Raw genomic sequence first — 18220 nt, 5'->3', positions numbered from 1 at the left:
AGGAACCATTATGCGTAATCGCACACTTGCAGACCTGGATCGTGTTGTCGCCCTCGGCGGCGGGCATGGCCTCGGGCGTGTGATGTCTTCGCTTGCCTCGTTGGGATCGCGACTTACCGGCATTGTCACCACCACCGATAATGGCGGCTCAACCGGGCGTATTCGCCGCTCTGAAGGCGGAATAGCCTGGGGCGATATGCGTAATTGTTTAAACCAGCTCATCACGGAACCGAGCGTAGCCTCGGCGATGTTTGAGTACCGTTTTAGCGGTAACGGCGAACTTTCCGGGCATAACCTCGGAAATTTAATGTTAAAGGCGCTCGATCACCTGAGTGTGCGGCCTCTGGAAGCGATCAATTTAATTCGCAATTTATTAAAGGTGGACGCGTTTTTGATCCCGATGTCTGAGCAACCTGTCGATTTAATGGCGACAGACAGTGAAGGGCATCAGGTTTATGGCGAGGTCAATATTGACCAGCTTCACGCGCCAATCCAGGAGTTAATGCTGTTTCCGAAGGTGCATGCCACTCGCGAAGCAGTACAGGCAATCGCAGAAGCGGATTTGATTATCATCGGCCCAGGCAGTTTTTACACCAGCCTGCTGCCGCTGCTGCTGCTCGACGATCTGGCGCAGGCGTTACGCCGTACACCCGCGCCGGTCGTTTACATTGGCAACCTTGGTAAAGAACTCAGCCCGGCCGCCGCCAGCCTGACGCTGGCAGACAAACTGGCGATTATGGAGCAGTACGTCGGTAAAAAAATTATCGATGCCGCCATTGTTGGCCCGAAAGTCGACACGCAAGCCGTTAGCGATCGGTTAATTATTCAGGAAGTGCTGGAAGCCAGCGATATTCCCTACCGCCACGACCGGCATCTGCTGCGCGTCGCGCTGGAAAAAGCGGTGCAACATTTGGGTTAAGAGGCGGACGGCGGGAATTTTTTCTCCCGCCAGTGCTTTGCTTAATTTCTTAAGGTTGTCTTAAAAATCGGCTGTCAGCATAGCGCTACTTTCATTGCAGGATCCGAGTATGCGTATGCTTCACCTTCGTCGGCCAACTTTAAGCCGCCTCCATTTTCTTCTGCTCTTCGCCGCTTATATTGCGCTGGGCCTGAATATTGCGTTTTATCACCAGGCATTCACTTTATTGCCGGTGAACTCATTGCATAGCTGGCTGGTTTTCCTCTCCATGCCACTGGTTGCTTTCAGTGTCATTAATATTGTGTTGTCTCTGGCGTCATTTGTGCGTCTTGATCGCCTGGTTATCTCACTCTTTGCGCTGGTGAGTTCGGCGGCGCAGTATTTCATTTCGACGTTTGGCATTATTATCGACCGTTCAATGATCACCAATATTCTTGACACCACGCCGGCGGAAAGTTTCGCCCTGCTGTCGACCAAATTGGTGCTGACGCTGCTGCTGACCGGCATTCTGGCCGTGGTTATCGCCTGGTGGATTAAAATAAAACCCGCCCGATCCGCGTTACGCAGCGTAATGTTGCGCGTTGCCAGCATTATTATTTCTGTGCTGGTTATCGTGGCGGTGGCGCTGCTGTTTTATAAAGATTACGCCTCGCTGTTTCGCAATAATAAAGAGCTGGTGAAAACACTCAGCCCGTCAAACTCCATTACGGCTTCACTGTCGTGGTATTCCCATAACCGCACCGCCAATTTGCCGCTGGTGAGAATTGGCGAAGATGCGCGTCAACGCCCGGAAATGCAGCGCGGTCCGCACAAAAACCTCACTATTCTGGTGCTGGGTGAAACTTCGCGTGCGGCGAACTTTTCACTCGGCGGGTATGAGCGTGAAACCAACCCGTTGTTAAAACAGGATAATGTTATTTACTTTCAGAACACCGCTTCCTGTGGGACGGCGACCGCCGTCTCCGTACCGTGCATGTTCTCCGGTATGACACGCGCCCATTATGACGATCAACTGGCGGCGCATCAGGAAGGGTTGCTGGATATTATCCAACGTGCGGGAATTAACGTGCTGTGGAATGAGAACGACGGTGGCTGTAAAGGCGCATGCGATCGTGTTCCGCATCAGGATATGACGCAATTAAACTTGCCGGATTACTGTATTAAAGGCGAATGCCAGGATGAGATCTTATTCCACGATCTCGCCAGTTATATCGATAAATTGCAGGGTGACGGGGTGATTGTATTACACACCATCGGCAGCCACGGGCCGACGTACTACAACCGCTACCCGGCGCAGTTCCGTAAATTTACGCCGACCTGCGATACCAATGAAATTCAGACCTGCTCACAGCAGCAGCTGATTAATACCTACGACAACACCATTTTGTACGTCGATTATATTGTTGATAAAGCAATAAAATTGCTGCAATCGAAGCAGGATAAATTCACCACCAGCCTGGTTTATCTCTCCGATCACGGTGAGTCGCTTGGCGAAAATGGCGTTTACTTGCACGGCCTGCCGTACTCCATTGCGCCGGAAACACAAAAACATGTTCCGCTGCTGATTTGGCTGTCGCAGGAGTATCAAACGCGTTATGGCGTGAACAGTCAGTGTCTGCAAAAAAATGCGCGGGAGAAGGCAGTTTCACAGGACAACCTCTTCCCGACGATGTTGGGTATACTGGGTGTCAGCACGAAAGAGTACCGTGCTGAAGACGATCTTTTAACCGCGTGCCGGGGGCAGTTGAAATGAAGATTCTGGTGGTTGAAGATGATGCTCTGCTGTTGCAGGGGTTGATTCTGGCGATGCAAAGCGAAGGGTACGCCTGCGATGGCGTCTCTACCGCGCATGAAGCTGCGCTGTGTCTGGCAAACGGCCATTACAGCCTGCTGGTGCTCGATTTGGGTCTGCCGGATGAAGACGGTTTGCATCTGCTCACCCGGCTGCGCCGCGAAAAATATACGTTGCCGGTATTGATCCTCACCGCCCGCGATACGCTTGAAGATCGCGTGGCAGGGCTGGATACCGGTGCAGACGACTACCTGGTCAAACCCTTTGCGCTGGACGAGCTGAACGCCCGCATTCGCGCGCTGTTGCGTCGCCATAATAATCAGGGCGATAACGAAATCAGCCACGGTAATCTGACGCTGAATGTGACCCGCCGCCAGGCGTGGCTGGATAACCAGTTGCTGGAGCTGACGCCAAAAGAGTACGCCCTGCTATCGCGCCTGATGCTGAAAGCCGAAAGCCCGGTACACCGGGAGATCCTCTATAACGATATTTACAACTGGGATAACGAACCGTCGACGAATACGCTGGAAGTGCATATCCATAATTTACGCGACAAAATCGGTAAATCGCGTATCCGTACCGTGCGCGGGTTTGGCTACATGCTGGTACAACCGCAGGAACGGAGCTGATTGATGGCGCTCTTCAATTTCAGGCGCTGGAGCATGCGCCGCCGTTTGTTACTCACCATCGGTGGCATTCTGGTGTTTTGCCAGTTGGTCAGCGTGTTCTGGCTGTGGCATGAAAGCGAAGAGCAAATCCAGCTGCTGGTGCAGGCAGCCATTCATAATCACAACAACCGCAAACATATCGAGCATGAAGTCCGCGAAGCAGTGGCCAGCCTGCTGGTGCCAAGCCTGTTGATCATCGGGCTGGCGTTGCTGCTCTGTATGCAGGCGGTGAAAGCCATTACCCGTCCGCTGCTTGAGCTGCAGGAAGAGCTGAATAAACGCACACCGAACAACCTGCAACCCATCACGCTCAACAACAGCGTCAGCGAAGTGGAAGCGGTTACCTCATCGATTAACGAGCTGGTCTCCCGCCTGACGCTAACCCTCGACAGGGAGCGGCTGTTTACCGCCGACGTTGCCCATGAGCTGCGCACGCCGCTGGCGGGGTTACGTCTGCATCTGGAATTGATGGCGAAAACCAGCGGCATCAACGTCGACCCGCTGGTGCAGCGCCTTGAGCAAATGACGGAAAACATTGCCCAGCTATTACTGCTGGCGCGCGTCGGGCAGTCTTTCTCCGCAGGGAGTTACCAGCAGGTGATGCTGTTGCAGGATGTGGTGCAACCCATGCGCAGTGAACTGGAACAGATGCTGACCGCGCGCGAACAGACGCTGGAAATTGCAGAGCCAGAAAGGGACATTGCGGTTGCCGGTGACGCCACGCTGCTGCGGCTGCTGGTGAGAAACCTGGTGGAAAACGCCCACCGCTATAGCCCGACAGGATCGGCCATTACCGTACGTATCGAAAACGCTGCCGCACCGGTACTGGCGGTGGAAGATGAAGGGCCGGGCATTGATGAAAGTCGCAGCGGAGAGCTCAGTAAAGCCTTCGTGCGTATGGACAGCCGCTATGGCGGCGCGGGCCTGGGATTAAGCATTGTGTCGCGTATCGCGCAACTGCATGACGCGCAGTTCTTTTTACACAACCGGCTGACGCAATCTGGCGTACGGGCGTGGGTAAAATTTCTCCCCGGCGCCCGCCAGGCATAAATCAGTAGGTCAGCACCCACAGACGGGCAAAAACAATCACTAACGCCAGCGTGAAAGCGACAGCGAAAAACTCACGAACCTTAAATTGTTGCATCAGATTGCCCTCCAGAATACCGGTGGGCAGTGTGTCAGGCGTAGGTTAAGCCAACATTAAGAGAGCCCGGACAGGCTCTCTTTTTTGTTATTTTGTGCTGTCATGTCATCGCACGGATTTCAGGATGCGGCAATAAACAGATCGCGTAACTGGTGCAACTGGTCGCGTACTTTCGCCGCTTCTTCGAACTCCAGATTTTGCGCATGCTGCATCATCTGACCTTCCAGTTCGTGGATTTTCTGCTGCAGCGCTTTCGGCGAGAGCGCCAGTTCAGCCGCTTCCACCTGCGCAGGCGTGCGCGTTTTACCACGCCCTTTCGCACGCGTCTTCGCCAGCCCTTCGCCAAGCGCCAGAATATCCACCACTTTCTTGTTCAGCCCCTGTGGCGTAATACCGTGTTCTTCGTTATAGCGCTGCTGTTTCTCACGACGACGCTCGGTTTCGCCAATCGCTTTCGCCATCGACGGTGTGATCTTGTCGCCATACAGAATCGCTTTACCGTTGATGTTACGTGCGGCACGGCCAATCGTCTGGATAAGTGAGCGCTCAGAACGCAGGAAGCCCTCTTTGTCGGCATCCAGAATCGCCACCAGCGAGACTTCCGGCATATCCAGCCCCTCACGCAGCAAGTTGATGCCGACCAGCACATCGAACTCGCCAAGGCGCAAATCGCGGATAATCTCCATACGTTCAACGGTGTCGATATCCGAGTGCAGATAACGCACCCGCTCGCCATGCTCTTCCAGATATTCGGTGAGATCTTCCGCCATGCGTTTGGTCAGCGTCGTCACCAGAACACGTTCGTTAATCGCGGCGCGCTGGCGAATTTCAGAGAGCAAATCGTCCACCTGAGTCGCCACCGGACGCACTTCAATTACCGGATCGAGCAGCCCCGTCGGGCGCACCACCTGATCAATCACTTCGCTGCCCGATTTCTCCAGCTCGTAATTGCCCGGCGTCGCCGAAACATAAATTGACTGCGGTGCCAGCGCTTCAAACTCTTCAAATTTTAACGGTCGGTTATCCAGCGCCGACGGCAGGCGGAAACCGTACTCCACCAGCGTCTCTTTACGCGCGCGGTCGCCGCGATACATCCCGCCGATCTGCGGAATGGTCACGTGGGATTCATCGATTACCAGCAGACCATCGGCTGGCAGGTAGTCGAACAGCGTCGGCGGCGGCTCGCCCGGCCCGCGCCCGGAAAGATAGCGCGAGTAGTTTTCAATCCCCGAGCAGTAGCCCAACTCGTTCATCATCTCCAGATCGAACTGCGTACGCTGGCTGAGCCGCTGCTCTTCCAGCAGTTTATTGTTTTCCAGCAGCGTCTTACGACGTTCCGCCAGTTCAACTTTGATCTCCTCCATCGCCTGCACGATCCGCTCGCGCGGCGTCACATAGTGCGTTTTTGGGTAGATGGTGAAGCGCTGGATGCCCGACTCAATATGGCCGGTCAGCGGATCGAACAGCGACAGGCGCTCAACTTCTTCATCGAATAATTCGATACGCAGCGCCAGATCGTCAGATTCCGCCGGGAAGACATCGATAACTTCGCCGCGCACGCGGAAAGTGCCGCGCTGGAACGCCTGATCGTTGCGGGTATATTGCAGCTCCGCCAGACGACGCAGGATCGCGCGTTGATCGATGATCATGCCCTTAGTCAGATGCAGCATCATTTTCAGGTAGAGATCCGGATCGCCCAGACCGTAGATGGCGGAAACAGAGGCCACCACAATCACATCGCGACGCTCCAGCAGCGCCTTCGTCGCTGACAGACGCATCTGCTCGATATGCTCGTTCACCGAGGCATCTTTTTCGATAAAAGTGTCAGAACTTGGCACATACGCTTCCGGCTGGTAGTAGTCGTAGTAAGAGACGAAATACTCGACCGCGTTCTCCGGGAAGAACTCTTTCATTTCACCATACAGCTGCGCGGCCAGCGTTTTGTTCGGTGCCAACACCATTGTCGGGCGCTGGAGATCGGCAATCACATTGGCGACGGTGAATGTCTTCCCTGAACCCGTCACCCCGAGCAGCGTCTGGTGCGCCAGGCCGTCTTCCAGACCTTCCTTGAGGCGGCGGATAGCTTCAGGCTGATCGCCGGAAGGACGAAAAGCGGAATTCAGTTTGAACGGTTTACTCATGAACGGCTACCTGATGAAGGAATGAGCGGGCAGGTAACACATTTTACTCACCCTGTTCACTTTTGCCAATAAATAACACTGGATGAAAAAACAGTAGCGAAACAGGCAATCTGTACTACTCCCCGTTAGGGCACCGCTTCTCCCCTCAAATTTCAGCGCGGACAAGATAAAACACTAACCCTTTCAGGTTATCCCCAAAATTTTTCCTCTTTTAACATTTGTCAAGCGAGCCTTTGAAAGTTTTGTGGCAGCGGGTGACACTTTTCTTACAGGCATTGCTTTTATATAACCTTTTGATTATTAAAAATAATCTTAAAAAGACGTGTTTAACACCAATTCAGGCGCAACCCGCGTCCTCTCTCGCTTGCCGCATGTTTTCTAACTCTAATACACAAGGTTATCCACAGGAATAGTGGATAACTGCCGCCAGGCCGGATACCTCGCCTTCCCGCCAAATCCCATTTTGTCCCAGGCGGGCGCCGCTAAAAATTTTTTATCTTTTCTTTTTGATAATTATCGGCAAACGAAACGCAGGATCCGCATGAGATCGTTCTCACAGATCCAGCCATTGCTGCACCACAACTCAACACTGCAAGCACTGGCAAAGTGCAGAATTTTTACCTGGCTTCTTCCCTCCTCACGTTTTAAAAGCCACTTTTCTCAGCGGCATCCGAAAAAAAAGCCTTTTTTATGTTCTGGCAAGCCTTTTGCAGAATCATCAAAGTCATCAGAGCCGAAACAAGGAGCGGACAATGTTGAGCTTACGGGCAGTAAACCAGTATTACGGTAATCAGCATACATTGTGGAATGTCGACCTCGATTTATCCCCCGGGGTCTGCACATCAGTTATTGGGTTGCCAGGCATGGGCAAGACGACACTGGTGAATTGCATCACCGGCTATTTACCCATTGAAAGCGGCAGCATGATTTGGCAGGAAGCGGGCGCACCGCCGCGCGACTTGCTCTCTTTGCAAGCCGAACACCGCAGCGCCATCGGCATCAGCTATGTGCCGCAGGACAGGCGGATTTTTTCGCAACTCACCATTGAGGAAAATCTGCATGTCGCGATGCGCGCCGGCAGTGAACCGGGCAGCGCAGTGCGGCGGGATATTTACGATTTGTTCCCTGAACTGTATGAGCTTCGCCAGGTACGTGGCGCGGAGTTGTCAGAAGATAACCAGCAACAACTGGCGATGGCGCGGGCGCTGGTTACGCACCCACGGCTGTTGATCCTGGATGAGCCAACGCGCGGTCTTGGGCAGGCTTTTATTCATAAACTGGGCAATTTGATCGTGCGGCTCAACCAGGAGTTTGGCATGACCATTTTGCTGGCTGAACAGCACTTATCATTTATTCGCCGGGTCGCCGACCGTTTCTGCCTGCTGCACCGCGGGCGCAATGTCGCGCAGGGCGACGTTAAACTGCTTGATGATCCACTGCTCTCAAAGTGGATGACACCGGAGTCAGGACACTGAGATCAAGATAATGACCCGTTTTTTCTTTTTCCGGTGCGTGGGCAAACCAGGGAATTTCGCCAATCAGCGGAGCCTGCATCACGCGCCGAAGCGTTGCCAGATACTCCGGGTGTCGCCTACCCGGCTGCACCACATCGTTAGCAATCCAGCCCGCCAGCCGTAACCCCGCCTGACGCACCGCTTGTGCGGTTAACATGGCATGGTTGATACAGCCAAGTTTTACGCCAACGACCAGAATCACCGGCAACTGCTCCTGCACCACCCAGTCGGCGAAAGTGAGCGTCTCTGAAAGCGGCGTAAACCAGCCTCCCGCCCCTTCCACCAATAGCCACTCCGCCTGTGTTTCCAGCGCGCGCAGCCCGGCGGACATCACCTGCGCATCAATGGGTTCACCCACATCGGCACTCACAATATGCGGTGATGTGGGTTCTGCGAAGGTATACGGATTGACGGTCTTATACGCCATCGGCAGGCTGCTGTGGTGTTGCAGCGCCAGCGCATCGCTGTTGCGTAACCCGTCTGCGGTCATCTCACTCCCGGAAGCCACCGGTTTATAACCCGCGCTGCGTAAACCACGCAGATTTGCCGCCTGCAAAAGCGCGCAGCTGGCGACAGTTTTCCCGACTTCCGTATCCGTACCGGTCACAAAATAGCGTTCAATCACGGGCGATCACTCCCCAAAAAAGATGGTAAGTCAGCGGGCATTTGCCCTGCTGTTGCGGCCAGGCCAGCTGCAAGCGTTGTAGTTTGCCGCGTGTCAGCCCCTGCTGCCTGCCCGCGTGTAAATGTGTTGCGCCAATACCTTTTAGCGAACGCAGCGCCGCAGTGGCATCGTCAAAGTGCAAGGTTATCGTCTCGACGCCACTGCGCAGCCGCCAGCCACGCAAAGCCTGCCCGATGGCTGGCAAGGTTAAAAAACGGTTGGCGTGCGGATGGTCGTCAATCGCGCGCCACGCCTGGTTCAGCTCCGGCAGTGATGCCGCGACCAGTGTCGTAAAAGCAACACAACCGCCGGGTTGAGTCACGCGATACAACTCCCCGACAGCCTGGCGCAAATCATCACACCACTGCACCGCCAGGTTGCTCCAGACCAGTGAAAATTGCGCATCCGCCAGCGGCATGGCTTCAATATCGCCTCTGACATAGCGCTGCGCGCTGTGCTGACGGCGCGCCTCATCGAGCATATTCGCCGAGAGATCCAACGCCGTTACCTCACCGCCCTGCCCGCGCCAGTAGCGGCTCATTGCGCCGGGTCCACAACCGGCGTCCAGCACCTGAGCAGGCGTGACAGCGCCCAACTTAGATAACAGCAGAGCGGCGCTCCGGCGCTGCAATTCGTCGTGCTGAGTGTAACTGTGCGCCGCGCGGCCAAAAGCAGCGGCGACCGCCTGTTTATTCACCGTCATGCAAAGCCTCCAGCAAACGGTCGATATCATCGAACTGGTGCTCTGCTGTCAGCGTCAGGCGTAACCGCGCCGTACCCGGCGGTACGGTGGGCGGGCGAATCGCTGTCACCCAACAGCCGCGCTGACGCAAGCGTTCAGCCAGCCGCAATGCGCGGCGATTTTCACCCACAATCAGTGGCTGGATTGCGCTGGTGGAATCCGTCATCGTGACGGATTCATGTGCCACACTGTGACGAAAATGGGCAATTAGCGCCGCCAGTTTTTCACGCCGCGCATTCCCCTCGTCGCTACGAATAACCTGCAATGCCGCGCCAAGCGCCACCGCCTGTGCGGGGGGCATCGAGGTGCTGTAAATCAGGTGGCGGGCAAATTGCAGCAGGTAATCCGCCACCGTGTCACTGCACAACACCGCCGCACCACTGACGCCAAAGCCTTTGCCGAAGGTCACCACCAGCACGTGCGGCTTGATGCCCTGCAGGTGACAACTGCCGCGCCCCTGCTCGCCCACCACGCCAATGCCGTGGGCATCATCCACCATCAACCAGGCCCGCGCTTCCCGCGTGGCATCAGCAACCGCCACCAGCGGTGCGCTGTCGCCATCCATGCTGAAGACGCCCTCGGTCACCACCAGTTGCTGCCCGGCAAGCGGTTTTGCCAGCAGCGTGGTCAGTTGCCCGATATCGTTATGCGCGAAACGCCGCAGCTGCGCCGGGCTGTGGCTGGCGGCTTCCAGCAGTGATGCGTGGCTTAATTTGTCAGCGACAATCCTGTCCTCTTTGCCCGTCAGCGCAGCAATGACCGCCTGATTAGCGGCAAAACCAGAGATAAACAGCAACGCGCGCGAGTAACCAAGCCAGTCGGCCAGCGCCTCCTCCAGTTCCCGGTGCGCGGTGGTGTAGCCGCTGACATGACCGGAGCCACCGCTACCCACGCCATAACGTTCCGCGCCCTGTTGCCAGGCGCGGATCACGGCAGGATGTTGGCTTAAACCGAGGTAATCATTACTGGAGAAGTTGCAAAAGCGCTGCTCGCCAAGTGTGAGCCAGCGCCCCGCGCCCTGCGAGACGGCACGCCTTGTGCGCAGCGCATCTGCCGCGCGACGCTCATCCAGAGCGGCATCAATACGCTGTTGCCAGCTCATACGGCTGCCGCGTTGTAATACTGGTCGGTATCGGCGTGTAACAACTGTTGCTCAAGCTGCTGCTGTTGCTCGTTGTCGCCGTTCAGCACCGCCGTATGCTGCGGGTTCAGGCCGAGCTTACGGAACAGTTGCAGATCTTTATCCTCTTCCGGGTTCGGCGTGGTAAGCAGTTTGCAGCCGTAGAAAATGGAGTTCGCCCCGGCCATAAAGCACATCGCCTGAGTCTGCTCGTTCATCTGCTCGCGTCCGGCAGAAAGACGCACATGCGAAGTCGGCATCATGATGCGCGCAACCGCAATGGTGCGGATAAAGTCAAAGGCGTCGACATCCTCGTTATCCGCCAGCGGCGTCCCTTTTACTTTGACCAGCATATTGATCGGCACGCTTTCCGGCGGTGTTGGCAGGTTCGCCAGTTGCAATAACAGACCGGCGCGATCGTTGACCGTTTCACCAAGACCAACAATGCCGCCGGAGCAAACTTTGATGCCCGCGTCGCGCACTTTATCCAGCGTATCGAGGCGCTCCTGATAGGTGCGCGTGGTGATGATATTGCCGTAAAACTCCGGCGAGGTATCAAGGTTGTGGTTGTAGTAATCCAGACCCGCTGAAGCCAGGCGTTGCGCCTGATTTTCGTTGAGCGTGCCGAGCGTCATGCAGGCTTCCAGCCCCAGCGCTTTTACCCCTTCGACCATTTTTTCGAGGTAGGGCATATCGCGATCGTGCGGGTTTTTCCACGCCGCGCCCATGCAGAAACGCGTCGATCCCGCGCGTTTCGCCTGGCGGGCGGATTCCAGCACCTGTTCAACTTCCATTAACCGTTCGGACTCCAGCCCGGTTTTATACCGCGCGCTCTGCGGGCAGTATTTGCAATCTTCCGGGCAGGCACCGGTTTTAATCGACAGCAAGGTGCTGACCTGAACCTGGCGCGGATCGAAATGCTGGCGGTGAACCTGCTGCGCTTCAAACAGCAGTTCAAGGAGGGGTTTTTCAAATAGCGCGGTCACTTGCGACATTGTCCAGCGTGCGTGGTGAGCCATCGGGCATCTCCAAAGGGTGTTGTAAAATCGTTATTCGGTGTAGACTCGTAAACCTAAAACTTTTTAATTTGGTTTACAAGTCGATTATGACCCTGGACGATCTCGCCTTTGACACGCGACATATCTGGCACCCTTACACCTCCATGACCTCCCCGCTGCCGGTTTACCCGGTACAGTCTGCACAGGGTTGCGAGCTGATACTCAGCAGCGGCGAACATCTGATTGACGGCATGTCCTCCTGGTGGGCGGCAATTCACGGCTACGGGCACCCGGTAATTAACGCAGCGATGAAAGCGCAAATCGATGCGGTATCCCATGTGATGTTTGGCGGCATCACTCACCCGCCAGCGATTGACCTGTGCCGCAAGCTGGTGGCGATGACGCCGGAAGCGCTGGAGTGCGTCTTTCTGGCCGATTCCGGCTCCGTGGCGGTGGAAGTGGCAATGAAGATGGCGCTGCAATACTGGCAGGCGAAAGGCGAGCCGCGACAGCGTTTTCTCACCTTCCGTAACGGCTATCACGGCGACACGTTTGGCGCGATGTCGGTCTGCGATCCGGATAACTCCATGCACAGCCTGTGGAAAGGCTATTTGCCGGAAAACCTGTTTGCGCCCGCGCCGCAAAGCCGCTTTGACGGCGAATGGGACGAGCGTGACATGGTGGCCTTCGCACGCCTGATGGCGGCGCATCGCCACGAAATAGCAGCAGTGATCCTCGAACCTATTGTTCAGGGCGCGGGCGGCATGCGTATCTATCACCCGGAGTGGCTTAAGCGAGTGCGCAGGATGTGCGACCGGGAAGGCATTCTGTTGATTGCCGATGAAATCGCCACCGGTTTTGGTCGCACCGGCAAGCTGTTTGCCTGCGAACATGCCGGGATCGCCCCGGACATTCTGTGTCTTGGCAAAGCGCTGACCGGCGGCACAATGACGCTTTCGGCAACGCTCACCACGCGCAACGTGGCAGAGACCATCAGCAACGGCGAAGCAGGCTGCTTTATGCACGGGCCAACGTTTATGGGCAACCCGCTGGCCTGCGCGGCAGCCAACGCCAGCCTGACCATATTGCAACAAGGTGCATGGCAAGCTCAGGTGTCGGCGATTGAAGCGCAGTTAAACGCGGAGCTGGCACCCGCGCGCGAAGCGGCCAATGTCGCCGATGTGCGCGTGCTGGGAGCCATCGGCGTGGTGGAAACCCGTTCGCCAGTTAATATGGCGGCGCTACAACGCTTCTTTGTTGAACAAGGCGTGTGGGTACGCCCGTTTGGCCGGCTTATCTACCTGATGCCGCCCTATATCATCACCCCGGAGCAGCTCTCGCGTCTGACCCGCGCCGTCAATGCCGCCGTGCTGCGCGATGACCTTTTTGCCTGAGGTTTTGCCGGGGATCGGCTACACTTCCCGGCACGCATGAAAAGCAGAAGGAGTGCATATGAAGTTGGTCAGCCATGATTTACGCGACGGCGAAAAGCTGCCGCATCGCCAGGTGTTCAACGGTATGGGCTACGACGGCGACAATATCTCCCCGCATCTGGCGTGGGATGAGGTTCCTGCCGGCACCAAAAGTTTTGTTGTGACCTGCTACGATCCGGATGCACCAACCGGCTCCGGCTGGTGGCACTGGGTGGTAGCGAACCTTCCCGCTGATACACGCGTGCTGCCGCAAGGCGCCGGTTCCGGTCTGGCGCCATTACCGGATGGCGCGGTGCAGACACGCACCGATTTTGGCAAAGCCGGTTACGGCGGTGCCGCACCGCCGAAAGGCGAAACGCACCATTATATCTTTACCGTCTATGCCCTGGACGTAGAGCGCATTGAGGTCGATGAAAATGCCAGCGGCGCGATGGTCGGTTTTAACGTCCATTTCCATACGCTTTCCAGCGCCTCAATTACTGCCCTTTTTAGCTAAAAAGAAGGGATTTACAGCCGATTGTACAAATCGGCTTCCCGTTTCGCTCAACTTAGTATAAAAAAGCAGGCTTTGAAGTCCTCTTTCAACTTTTGCATAGTCTGGAGCTCCCCTTGAACACATCATCGGTTTCCCGTCTGGCGCTGGCGCTCGCTTTTGGCGTGACACTGACCGCCTGTAGCTCAACCCCGCCGGCGGAACGTCCGTCTGAACAGAAAGCGCCTGGCACCGCCGCGCGCCCGATCCTCAGCGCAGGTGAAGCGAAAAACTTTGTAGCGGACCGCTATTTTACCGCCATGACGCCGGATAACGCGGCATGGAAACCGGTCGCCATCCGTCTGCCAGAAAAAGCGAACTTCGTGGTCGGCCCGGCCGGTACGCCGGGTGTGACACATACCACCATTCAGGCAGCGGTAGACGCGGCAATCAACAAACACGCCAGCGATCGTCAGTACATCGCGGTGATGCCGGGTGAATATGAAGGTACGGTTTATGTGCCTGCCGCGTCCGGCAGCGTGACCATTTACGGTACCGGCGAGAAAGCGCTGGATGTGAAAATCAAACAGGCTATTGATGCCGAAATGGACCCGAACAGCTGGCGTCGTCTGGTCAATCCGTCGGGCAAATACATGCCGGGCAAACCGGCATGGTATATGTTCGATAACTGCCAGAGCAAACGTACCGCAACTGTCGGCGTAATGTGTTCTGCGGTCTTCTGGTCACAGAATAACGGCCTGCAACTGCAAAACCTGACCATTGAAAATACGCTGGGTGACAGCGTTGATGCGGGTAACCACCAGGCGGTGGCGCTGCGCAGCGATGGCGATAAAGTGCAGATCAACAACGTCAATATTCTGGGTCGCCAGAACACCTTCTTTGTTACCAACAGCGGCGTGGATAACACCCTGCGTACCGATCGCCAGCCCCGTACGCTGGTGACCAACAGCTATCTTGAAGGCGATGTCGATATCGTGGCCGGTCGCGGCGCGGTGGTGTTTGATAACACCGACTTCCGCGTAGTAAACTCGCGCACCCAGCAGGAAGGTTATGTGTTCGCACCAGCCACCCTGTCTAACCTGTATTACGGTTTCCTCGCCGTCAACAGCCGCTTTAACGCCGCCGGTAACGGTGTGGCACAGCTCGGCCGTTCACTGGATGTTGATGGCAACACCAACGGCCAGGTGGTGATCCGCGATAGCGTAATCAACGAAGGCTTTAATGTAGCGAAACCGTGGGCCGATGCCGCTGTTTCCGGCCGTGCTTATGCCGGCAACACCGGAACCGTTGACGATAAAGGCAACGTGCAGCGCGAGCTGAACAACCCGCAGTTCAACCGCATGTGGGAGTTCAACAACCGCGGCGTTGGTAGCCAGGTTGTGGCGATGCCGAAAAAATAAGCCTCTCCTGATAAGAAAAAACCTCGCCGTGGCGAGGTTTTTTTATGCGTGAAATGCAGCATCAGAACGCGTTAACCACCACCCACATTGGCCCCTGACCTACCGCATAGCGGGATTTCTCGGTCAGCAACCCTTGCTCGCCGCTGATCTCGTACACCGCAATGTGGTGCGATTTCTGCCCGGCGGCAATCAGGTATTGACCGCGATTATCAATATTGAAGCCGCGCGGCTGCGTTTCCGTTGGCTGGAAGCCTTCGATCGCCAGCACGCTACCATCTTCCGAAACGCTGAACACGGTGATAATGCTGGCGGTACGGTCGCAGGTATAAAGATGGCGACCATCCGGCGTGATATGAATATCCGCCGCCCAGCGCGTGTCGCTGAAATCCGCAGGCATCATATCCAGCGTCTGCACACACTCTATGTTGCCGTGCGCATCGCTGAGCTGCCAGACATCGACTGAACCGTTGAGTTCATTGACGCAGTAGGCAAAACGCTGGTTCGGATGAAACACCATATGACGCGGGCCAGCGCCCTCAACGGTGGTGACCTCCGCAGGCTCCTGCGCCGTCAGATTGCCGTCATCGGCCAGCGTAAACAGGCAGATGCGATCCTGTTTCAGTGCCGGTGTCCACAGAGTGCGGTTGTCCGGGGAGATATTCGCCGAGTGGCACCCTTCCAGCCCTTCCACCACGTCAACCGTCCCGGTCGGCAGGCCATCGTCCAGACGGACGACGCTCACACTGCCCGCGTTGTAGGACGCGCTGAACAGGAAGCGCCCGCTGCGATCGGTTGAGATATGCGTCGGGCTGCCCGGCAGCGGCGATTCCGCCGCGAAAGTCAGGGCGCCATCATCCGGCGCGATGCGATAGGCGATAACGCGAAATTCAGGGCGAACCCCGACATAGAGGTAACGTTTATCCGGGCTGACGACCATCGGCTGCACCTGGCCGGGCACATCCACCACCTGGACAAGCGTCAGGCTACCTTCAGAGTTCAGGCGCCAGACGTGGATCTGCTGGCTTTCCGGGCTGGCGGTATAAACGGTTTGTTTCATGAACGCTCCTCTCCTCTAATTCTTTTTTGCATTAAGTAACCAGGATAGCTGCTTTTGTTGGTTGATGCTGAATTTTACCCGGAGATTTTGCGCAGCCGGTGACCCGGTGTACCATCCCCGGACATTTGAATTTCAACATCGACCACGGAATACGATATGACTTCGCGCGTGATTGCACTGGATTTAGACGGTACGCTACTGACCCCGAAAAAAACGCTTCTGCCCTCATCCCTTGAAGCGCTGGCTCGCGCAAAAGCCGCCGGTCATCAACTGATTATCGTGACAGGTCGGCATCATGTTGCCATCCACCCTTTTTATCAGGCACTGGCGCTGGATACACCTGCAATTTGTTGTAATGGCACTTATTTGTATGATTATCATGCAAAAAAAGTGTTAAGCGCCGATCCGTTGCCGGTTTTACAGGCGCAGCAGTTGATCACACTGCTTGATGAGCACGCGGTTCACGGTCTGATGTACGTCGACAACGCCATGCTGTATGAAAAGCCAACCGGCCATGTTGAGCGCACCAACACCTGGGCGCAACAGTTGCCGCCAGAGCAGCGCCCGGTCTTTCGGCAAGTGGCTTCCCTGAGCACAGCGGCGCAGGAGGTTGAGGCGATCTGGAAATTTGCGCTCACCGATACCGACACGCAGAAACTGAAAAATTTTGCCCAGCACGTGGAGCAAACGCTGGGGCTGGAGTGCGAATGGTCATGGCATGATCAGGTCGATATCGCCCGCGCGGGCAACAGCAAAGGCAAACGTCTGAGCGAATGGGTGGCGTCACAGGGGCTATCGATGAAGGACGTGGTGGCGTTTGGTGATAACTATAACGATATCAGCATGCTGGAAGCCGCTGGTGTCGGCGTGGCGATGGGCAATGCCGATGACGCGGTAAAAGCCCATGCTAACGTGGTGATTGGCGACAACACCGTCGACAGCATCGCGCAATTTATCTACAACGAACTGCTGTAAACCCCCGTCCGGATTAGCCGGGTGAAAAGCTTATGCCCCTGCGTCAGGGGCTAATACCGGGCGCGGGCTGATGACCGCCCACAATGCATCGCATCCGGCGATCAGGCGGTTATCGACACGCTTTTGATTTGCGCATATAACCACTGACCCGGCTTCACGGCCAGCTCATCTCTGGCCCACGGACTGATGCGCGCCCACAGGGTGCGGCTGCCTACTTCCAGTTGCACTTCCACCTGGCCGTCGATATCAAAACATTGCGCCACTTTCGCACGCAGAATATTACGGATACTGGTATTCATCGGCGGCTGCAGCACCAGCGAAACATCTGTCGCCTGAATACGGATCCGCAGCGCGCTTTGCAGCGGAAGGTCGACCTTGTTAACCCAAATATGCTGATCGCCAAGCGCCAGCGCCGTCATCGCATAGTGCGGATGGTGCTCCAGCACCACCACTTTCAACACGCTACTTTGCTGCTCCGCCGGTAACCACGGGTTCATCACGCGGCTGCCCCAGACATCCTCCAGACTGCCGAAGGCTTTTACTTCTCCCGCCTCCAGCACCATCACTTTATCTGCCAGATGCAGGATTTCATCCAGGGAGTGGCTGACGTACAGCATCGGAATATTGATCTCCCGCGCCAGCCGTTGCAGGTACGGCAGCAGCTCGCGCTTACGAGGAATATCCAGCGACGCCAGCGGTTCATCCAGCAGCAGCAATTCCGGCGCGGTTAACAGCGCACGGCCAATCGCCACACGCTGCTTTTCTCCGCCGGAAAGCCCACCGGGTAAACGATCCAGCAACGGTTCAATACCGAGTAACGCCACCAGTTTGTCGAACTGACCAGCCATGGATTTGGCCATGCCGTAACGCAGATTTCCGCGCACTTTGTAATGCGGAAACAGCCGCGCGTCCTGGAAAACATAGCCGACACGCCGCTTCTCCGGCGGCAGGCAAATCTTGCTTTCGGTATCAAACAGCACGCGATTATTCAGCGCTATCCGCCCTTGCTGTGGGTGTGTCAGGCCGCCAATCGCGTTGATCAACGAGGTTTTCCCGGCGCCCGAAACGCCAAAAATCGCGGTGATGCCGCTGGCAGGCAGCGTTTCAGCAATGTGTAAGCGATGCGTACCCAGTGTCTGGGTGAAGTTGAGTTCCAGCAT

17 protein-coding genes are annotated in these 18220 nt (G+C 56.2%); 10 read left to right on the top strand and 7 right to left on the bottom strand.

The genetic code is table 11. The annotated features are described in order from the left end of the window. Positions 1 to 10: 10 nt before the first annotated feature. The 4 genes from yvcK (at position 11) to pmrB (ending at position 4429) form a co-directional block, all read left to right on the top strand. Entirely contained in the window at positions 11 to 919 is a 909-nt protein-coding gene (gene yvcK, locus H650_RS21375; RefSeq protein WP_020457099.1) for a uridine diphosphate-N-acetylglucosamine-binding protein YvcK, read from the top strand. Between the two features lie 109 nt (positions 920 to 1028). Next, positions 1029 to 2672, top strand: coding sequence for a phosphoethanolamine transferase EptA (eptA, locus tag H650_RS21370; RefSeq protein WP_020457098.1), 1644 nt, complete (start codon positions 1029 to 1031; stop codon positions 2670 to 2672). Then, on the top strand, positions 2669 to 3340 hold the full coding sequence (gene pmrA, locus H650_RS21365) for a two-component system response regulator PmrA (protein ID WP_020457097.1): 672 nt from the start codon (positions 2669 to 2671) through the stop codon (positions 3338 to 3340). Before eptA ends, pmrA begins: the two co-directional genes overlap by 4 nt. 3 nt (positions 3341 to 3343) lie before the next feature. Next, the gene (gene pmrB / locus H650_RS21360; RefSeq protein ID WP_020457096.1) at positions 3344 to 4429 is read left to right on the top strand and encodes a two-component system sensor histidine kinase PmrB; all 1086 of its coding nucleotides are present in this window, start codon (positions 3344 to 3346) and stop codon (positions 4427 to 4429) included. A gap of 213 nt (positions 4430 to 4642) precedes the next feature. Here pmrB and uvrB read toward each other — a convergent pair whose 3' ends face one another. Beyond that, positions 4643 to 6664, bottom strand: coding sequence for an excinuclease ABC subunit UvrB (uvrB, locus tag H650_RS21355; protein ID WP_020457094.1), 2022 nt, complete (start codon positions 6662 to 6664; stop codon positions 4643 to 4645). Between the two features lie 412 nt (positions 6665 to 7076). On the opposite strand from uvrB, the gene H650_RS25800 reads away from it, so the two are divergent. Together H650_RS25800 and H650_RS21350 are read left to right on the top strand one after the other, a co-directional pair. Then, on the top strand, positions 7077 to 7454 hold the full coding sequence (locus tag H650_RS25800) for a hypothetical protein (protein ID WP_160270908.1): 378 nt from the start codon (positions 7077 to 7079) through the stop codon (positions 7452 to 7454). Continuing rightward, a complete protein-coding gene (locus tag H650_RS21350; protein ID WP_044489598.1) occupies positions 7417 to 8139 on the top strand; it encodes an ABC transporter ATP-binding protein in 723 nt (240 codons plus the stop codon). Before H650_RS25800 ends, H650_RS21350 begins: the two co-directional genes overlap by 38 nt. Here H650_RS21350 and bioD read toward each other — a convergent pair. Genes bioD through bioB form a run of 4 tightly spaced genes read right to left on the bottom strand, consistent with a single transcriptional unit; the run spans position 8081 to position 11723 of the window. Further along, entirely contained in the window at positions 8081 to 8803 is a 723-nt protein-coding gene (gene bioD / locus H650_RS21345; protein WP_020457092.1) for a dethiobiotin synthase, read from the bottom strand. The genes H650_RS21350 and bioD overlap by 59 nt on opposite strands. Next, entirely contained in the window at positions 8796 to 9545 is a 750-nt protein-coding gene (gene bioC, locus H650_RS21340; protein ID WP_020457091.1) for a malonyl-ACP O-methyltransferase BioC, read from the bottom strand. The genes bioD and bioC overlap by 8 nt, the downstream gene beginning before the upstream one ends. After that, a complete protein-coding gene (gene bioF, locus H650_RS21335) occupies positions 9532 to 10686 on the bottom strand; it encodes an 8-amino-7-oxononanoate synthase (RefSeq protein ID WP_020457090.1) in 1155 nt (384 codons plus the stop codon). Before bioF ends, bioC begins: the two co-directional genes overlap by 14 nt. After that, positions 10683 to 11723 (bottom strand): biotin synthase BioB, encoded by a 1041-nt coding sequence (gene bioB / locus H650_RS21330; RefSeq protein WP_044489597.1) that lies wholly within the window; start codon positions 11721 to 11723, stop codon positions 10683 to 10685. The genes bioF and bioB overlap by 4 nt, the downstream gene beginning before the upstream one ends. An 86-nt stretch (positions 11724 to 11809) precedes the next feature. Here bioB and bioA point away from each other — a divergent pair, with 86 nt between their 5' ends. From bioA to H650_RS21315, 3 genes are all read left to right on the top strand, one after another. Then, the gene (gene bioA / locus H650_RS21325) at positions 11810 to 13096 is read left to right on the top strand and encodes an adenosylmethionine--8-amino-7-oxononanoate transaminase (RefSeq protein ID WP_020457088.1); all 1287 of its coding nucleotides are present in this window, start codon (positions 11810 to 11812) and stop codon (positions 13094 to 13096) included. A gap of 58 nt (positions 13097 to 13154) precedes the next feature. Further along, positions 13155 to 13631, top strand: a complete 477-nt coding sequence (locus tag H650_RS21320) for a kinase inhibitor (protein WP_020457087.1) — start codon at positions 13155 to 13157, stop codon at positions 13629 to 13631. A gap of 113 nt (positions 13632 to 13744) precedes the next feature. Next, complete coding sequence (locus H650_RS21315) at positions 13745 to 15028, top strand: putative acyl-CoA thioester hydrolase (protein ID WP_020457086.1); 1284 nt, start codon at positions 13745 to 13747, stop codon at positions 15026 to 15028. Positions 15029 to 15089: 61 nt separating this feature from the next. On the opposite strand, the gene pgl is transcribed toward H650_RS21315, so the two are convergent. Further along, complete coding sequence (pgl, locus tag H650_RS21310) at positions 15090 to 16085, bottom strand: 6-phosphogluconolactonase (RefSeq protein ID WP_020457085.1); 996 nt, start codon at positions 16083 to 16085, stop codon at positions 15090 to 15092. Between the two features lie 156 nt (positions 16086 to 16241). On the opposite strand from pgl, the gene H650_RS21305 reads away from it, so the two are divergent. Continuing rightward, positions 16242 to 17060: a pyridoxal phosphatase gene (locus H650_RS21305; protein ID WP_020457084.1), complete on the top strand. Its 819-nt coding sequence runs from the start codon at positions 16242 to 16244 to the stop codon at positions 17058 to 17060. Positions 17061 to 17161: 101 nt separating this feature from the next. Here the strand turns inward: H650_RS21305 and modC are convergent, their stop codons facing one another. Then, complete coding sequence (gene modC / locus H650_RS21300) at positions 17162 to 18220, bottom strand: molybdenum ABC transporter ATP-binding protein ModC (RefSeq protein ID WP_020457083.1); 1059 nt, start codon at positions 18218 to 18220, stop codon at positions 17162 to 17164.

It is taken from the genome of Enterobacter sp. R4-368 (genome assembly GCF_000410515.1).
In the GTDB taxonomy this organism is placed as follows: domain Bacteria; phylum Pseudomonadota; class Gammaproteobacteria; order Enterobacterales; family Enterobacteriaceae; genus Kosakonia.
Note: the sequence above shows the minus strand (reverse complement) of the source record. Positions and strands in the feature narration are given on the sequence as shown.

Bases quoted from the DNA above. Each gene is read 5' to 3' on its own strand.
- H650_RS21320 (WP_020457087.1), top strand. From the start codon at position 13,155: ATGAAGTTGGTCAGCCATGATTTACGCGACGGCGAAAAGCTGCCGCAT.
- bioA (WP_020457088.1), top strand. From the start codon at position 11,810: ATGACCCTGGACGATCTCGCCTTTGACACGCGACATATCTGGCACCCT.
- pgl (WP_020457085.1), bottom strand. From the start codon at position 16,085: ATGAAACAAACCGTTTATACCGCCAGCCCGGAAAGCCAGCAGATCCAC.
- bioF (WP_020457090.1), bottom strand. From the start codon at position 10,686: ATGAGCTGGCAACAGCGTATTGATGCCGCTCTGGATGAGCGTCGCGCG.
- bioB (WP_044489597.1), bottom strand. From the start codon at position 11,723: ATGGCTCACCACGCACGCTGGACAATGTCGCAAGTGACCGCGCTATTT.
- H650_RS21350 (WP_044489598.1), top strand. From the start codon at position 7,417: ATGTTGAGCTTACGGGCAGTAAACCAGTATTACGGTAATCAGCATACA.
- eptA (WP_020457098.1), top strand. From the start codon at position 1,029: ATGCGTATGCTTCACCTTCGTCGGCCAACTTTAAGCCGCCTCCATTTT.
- uvrB (WP_020457094.1), bottom strand. From the start codon at position 6,664: ATGAGTAAACCGTTCAAACTGAATTCCGCTTTTCGTCCTTCCGGCGAT.
- yvcK (WP_020457099.1), top strand. From the start codon at position 11: ATGCGTAATCGCACACTTGCAGACCTGGATCGTGTTGTCGCCCTCGGC.
- bioC (WP_020457091.1), bottom strand. From the start codon at position 9,545: ATGACGGTGAATAAACAGGCGGTCGCCGCTGCTTTTGGCCGCGCGGCG.
- pmrA (WP_020457097.1), top strand. From the start codon at position 2,669: ATGAAGATTCTGGTGGTTGAAGATGATGCTCTGCTGTTGCAGGGGTTG.
- modC (WP_020457083.1), bottom strand. From the start codon at position 18,220: ATGCTGGAACTCAACTTCACCCAGACACTGGGTACGCATCGCTTACAC.
- H650_RS21305 (WP_020457084.1), top strand. From the start codon at position 16,242: ATGACTTCGCGCGTGATTGCACTGGATTTAGACGGTACGCTACTGACC.
- pmrB (WP_020457096.1), top strand. From the start codon at position 3,344: ATGGCGCTCTTCAATTTCAGGCGCTGGAGCATGCGCCGCCGTTTGTTA.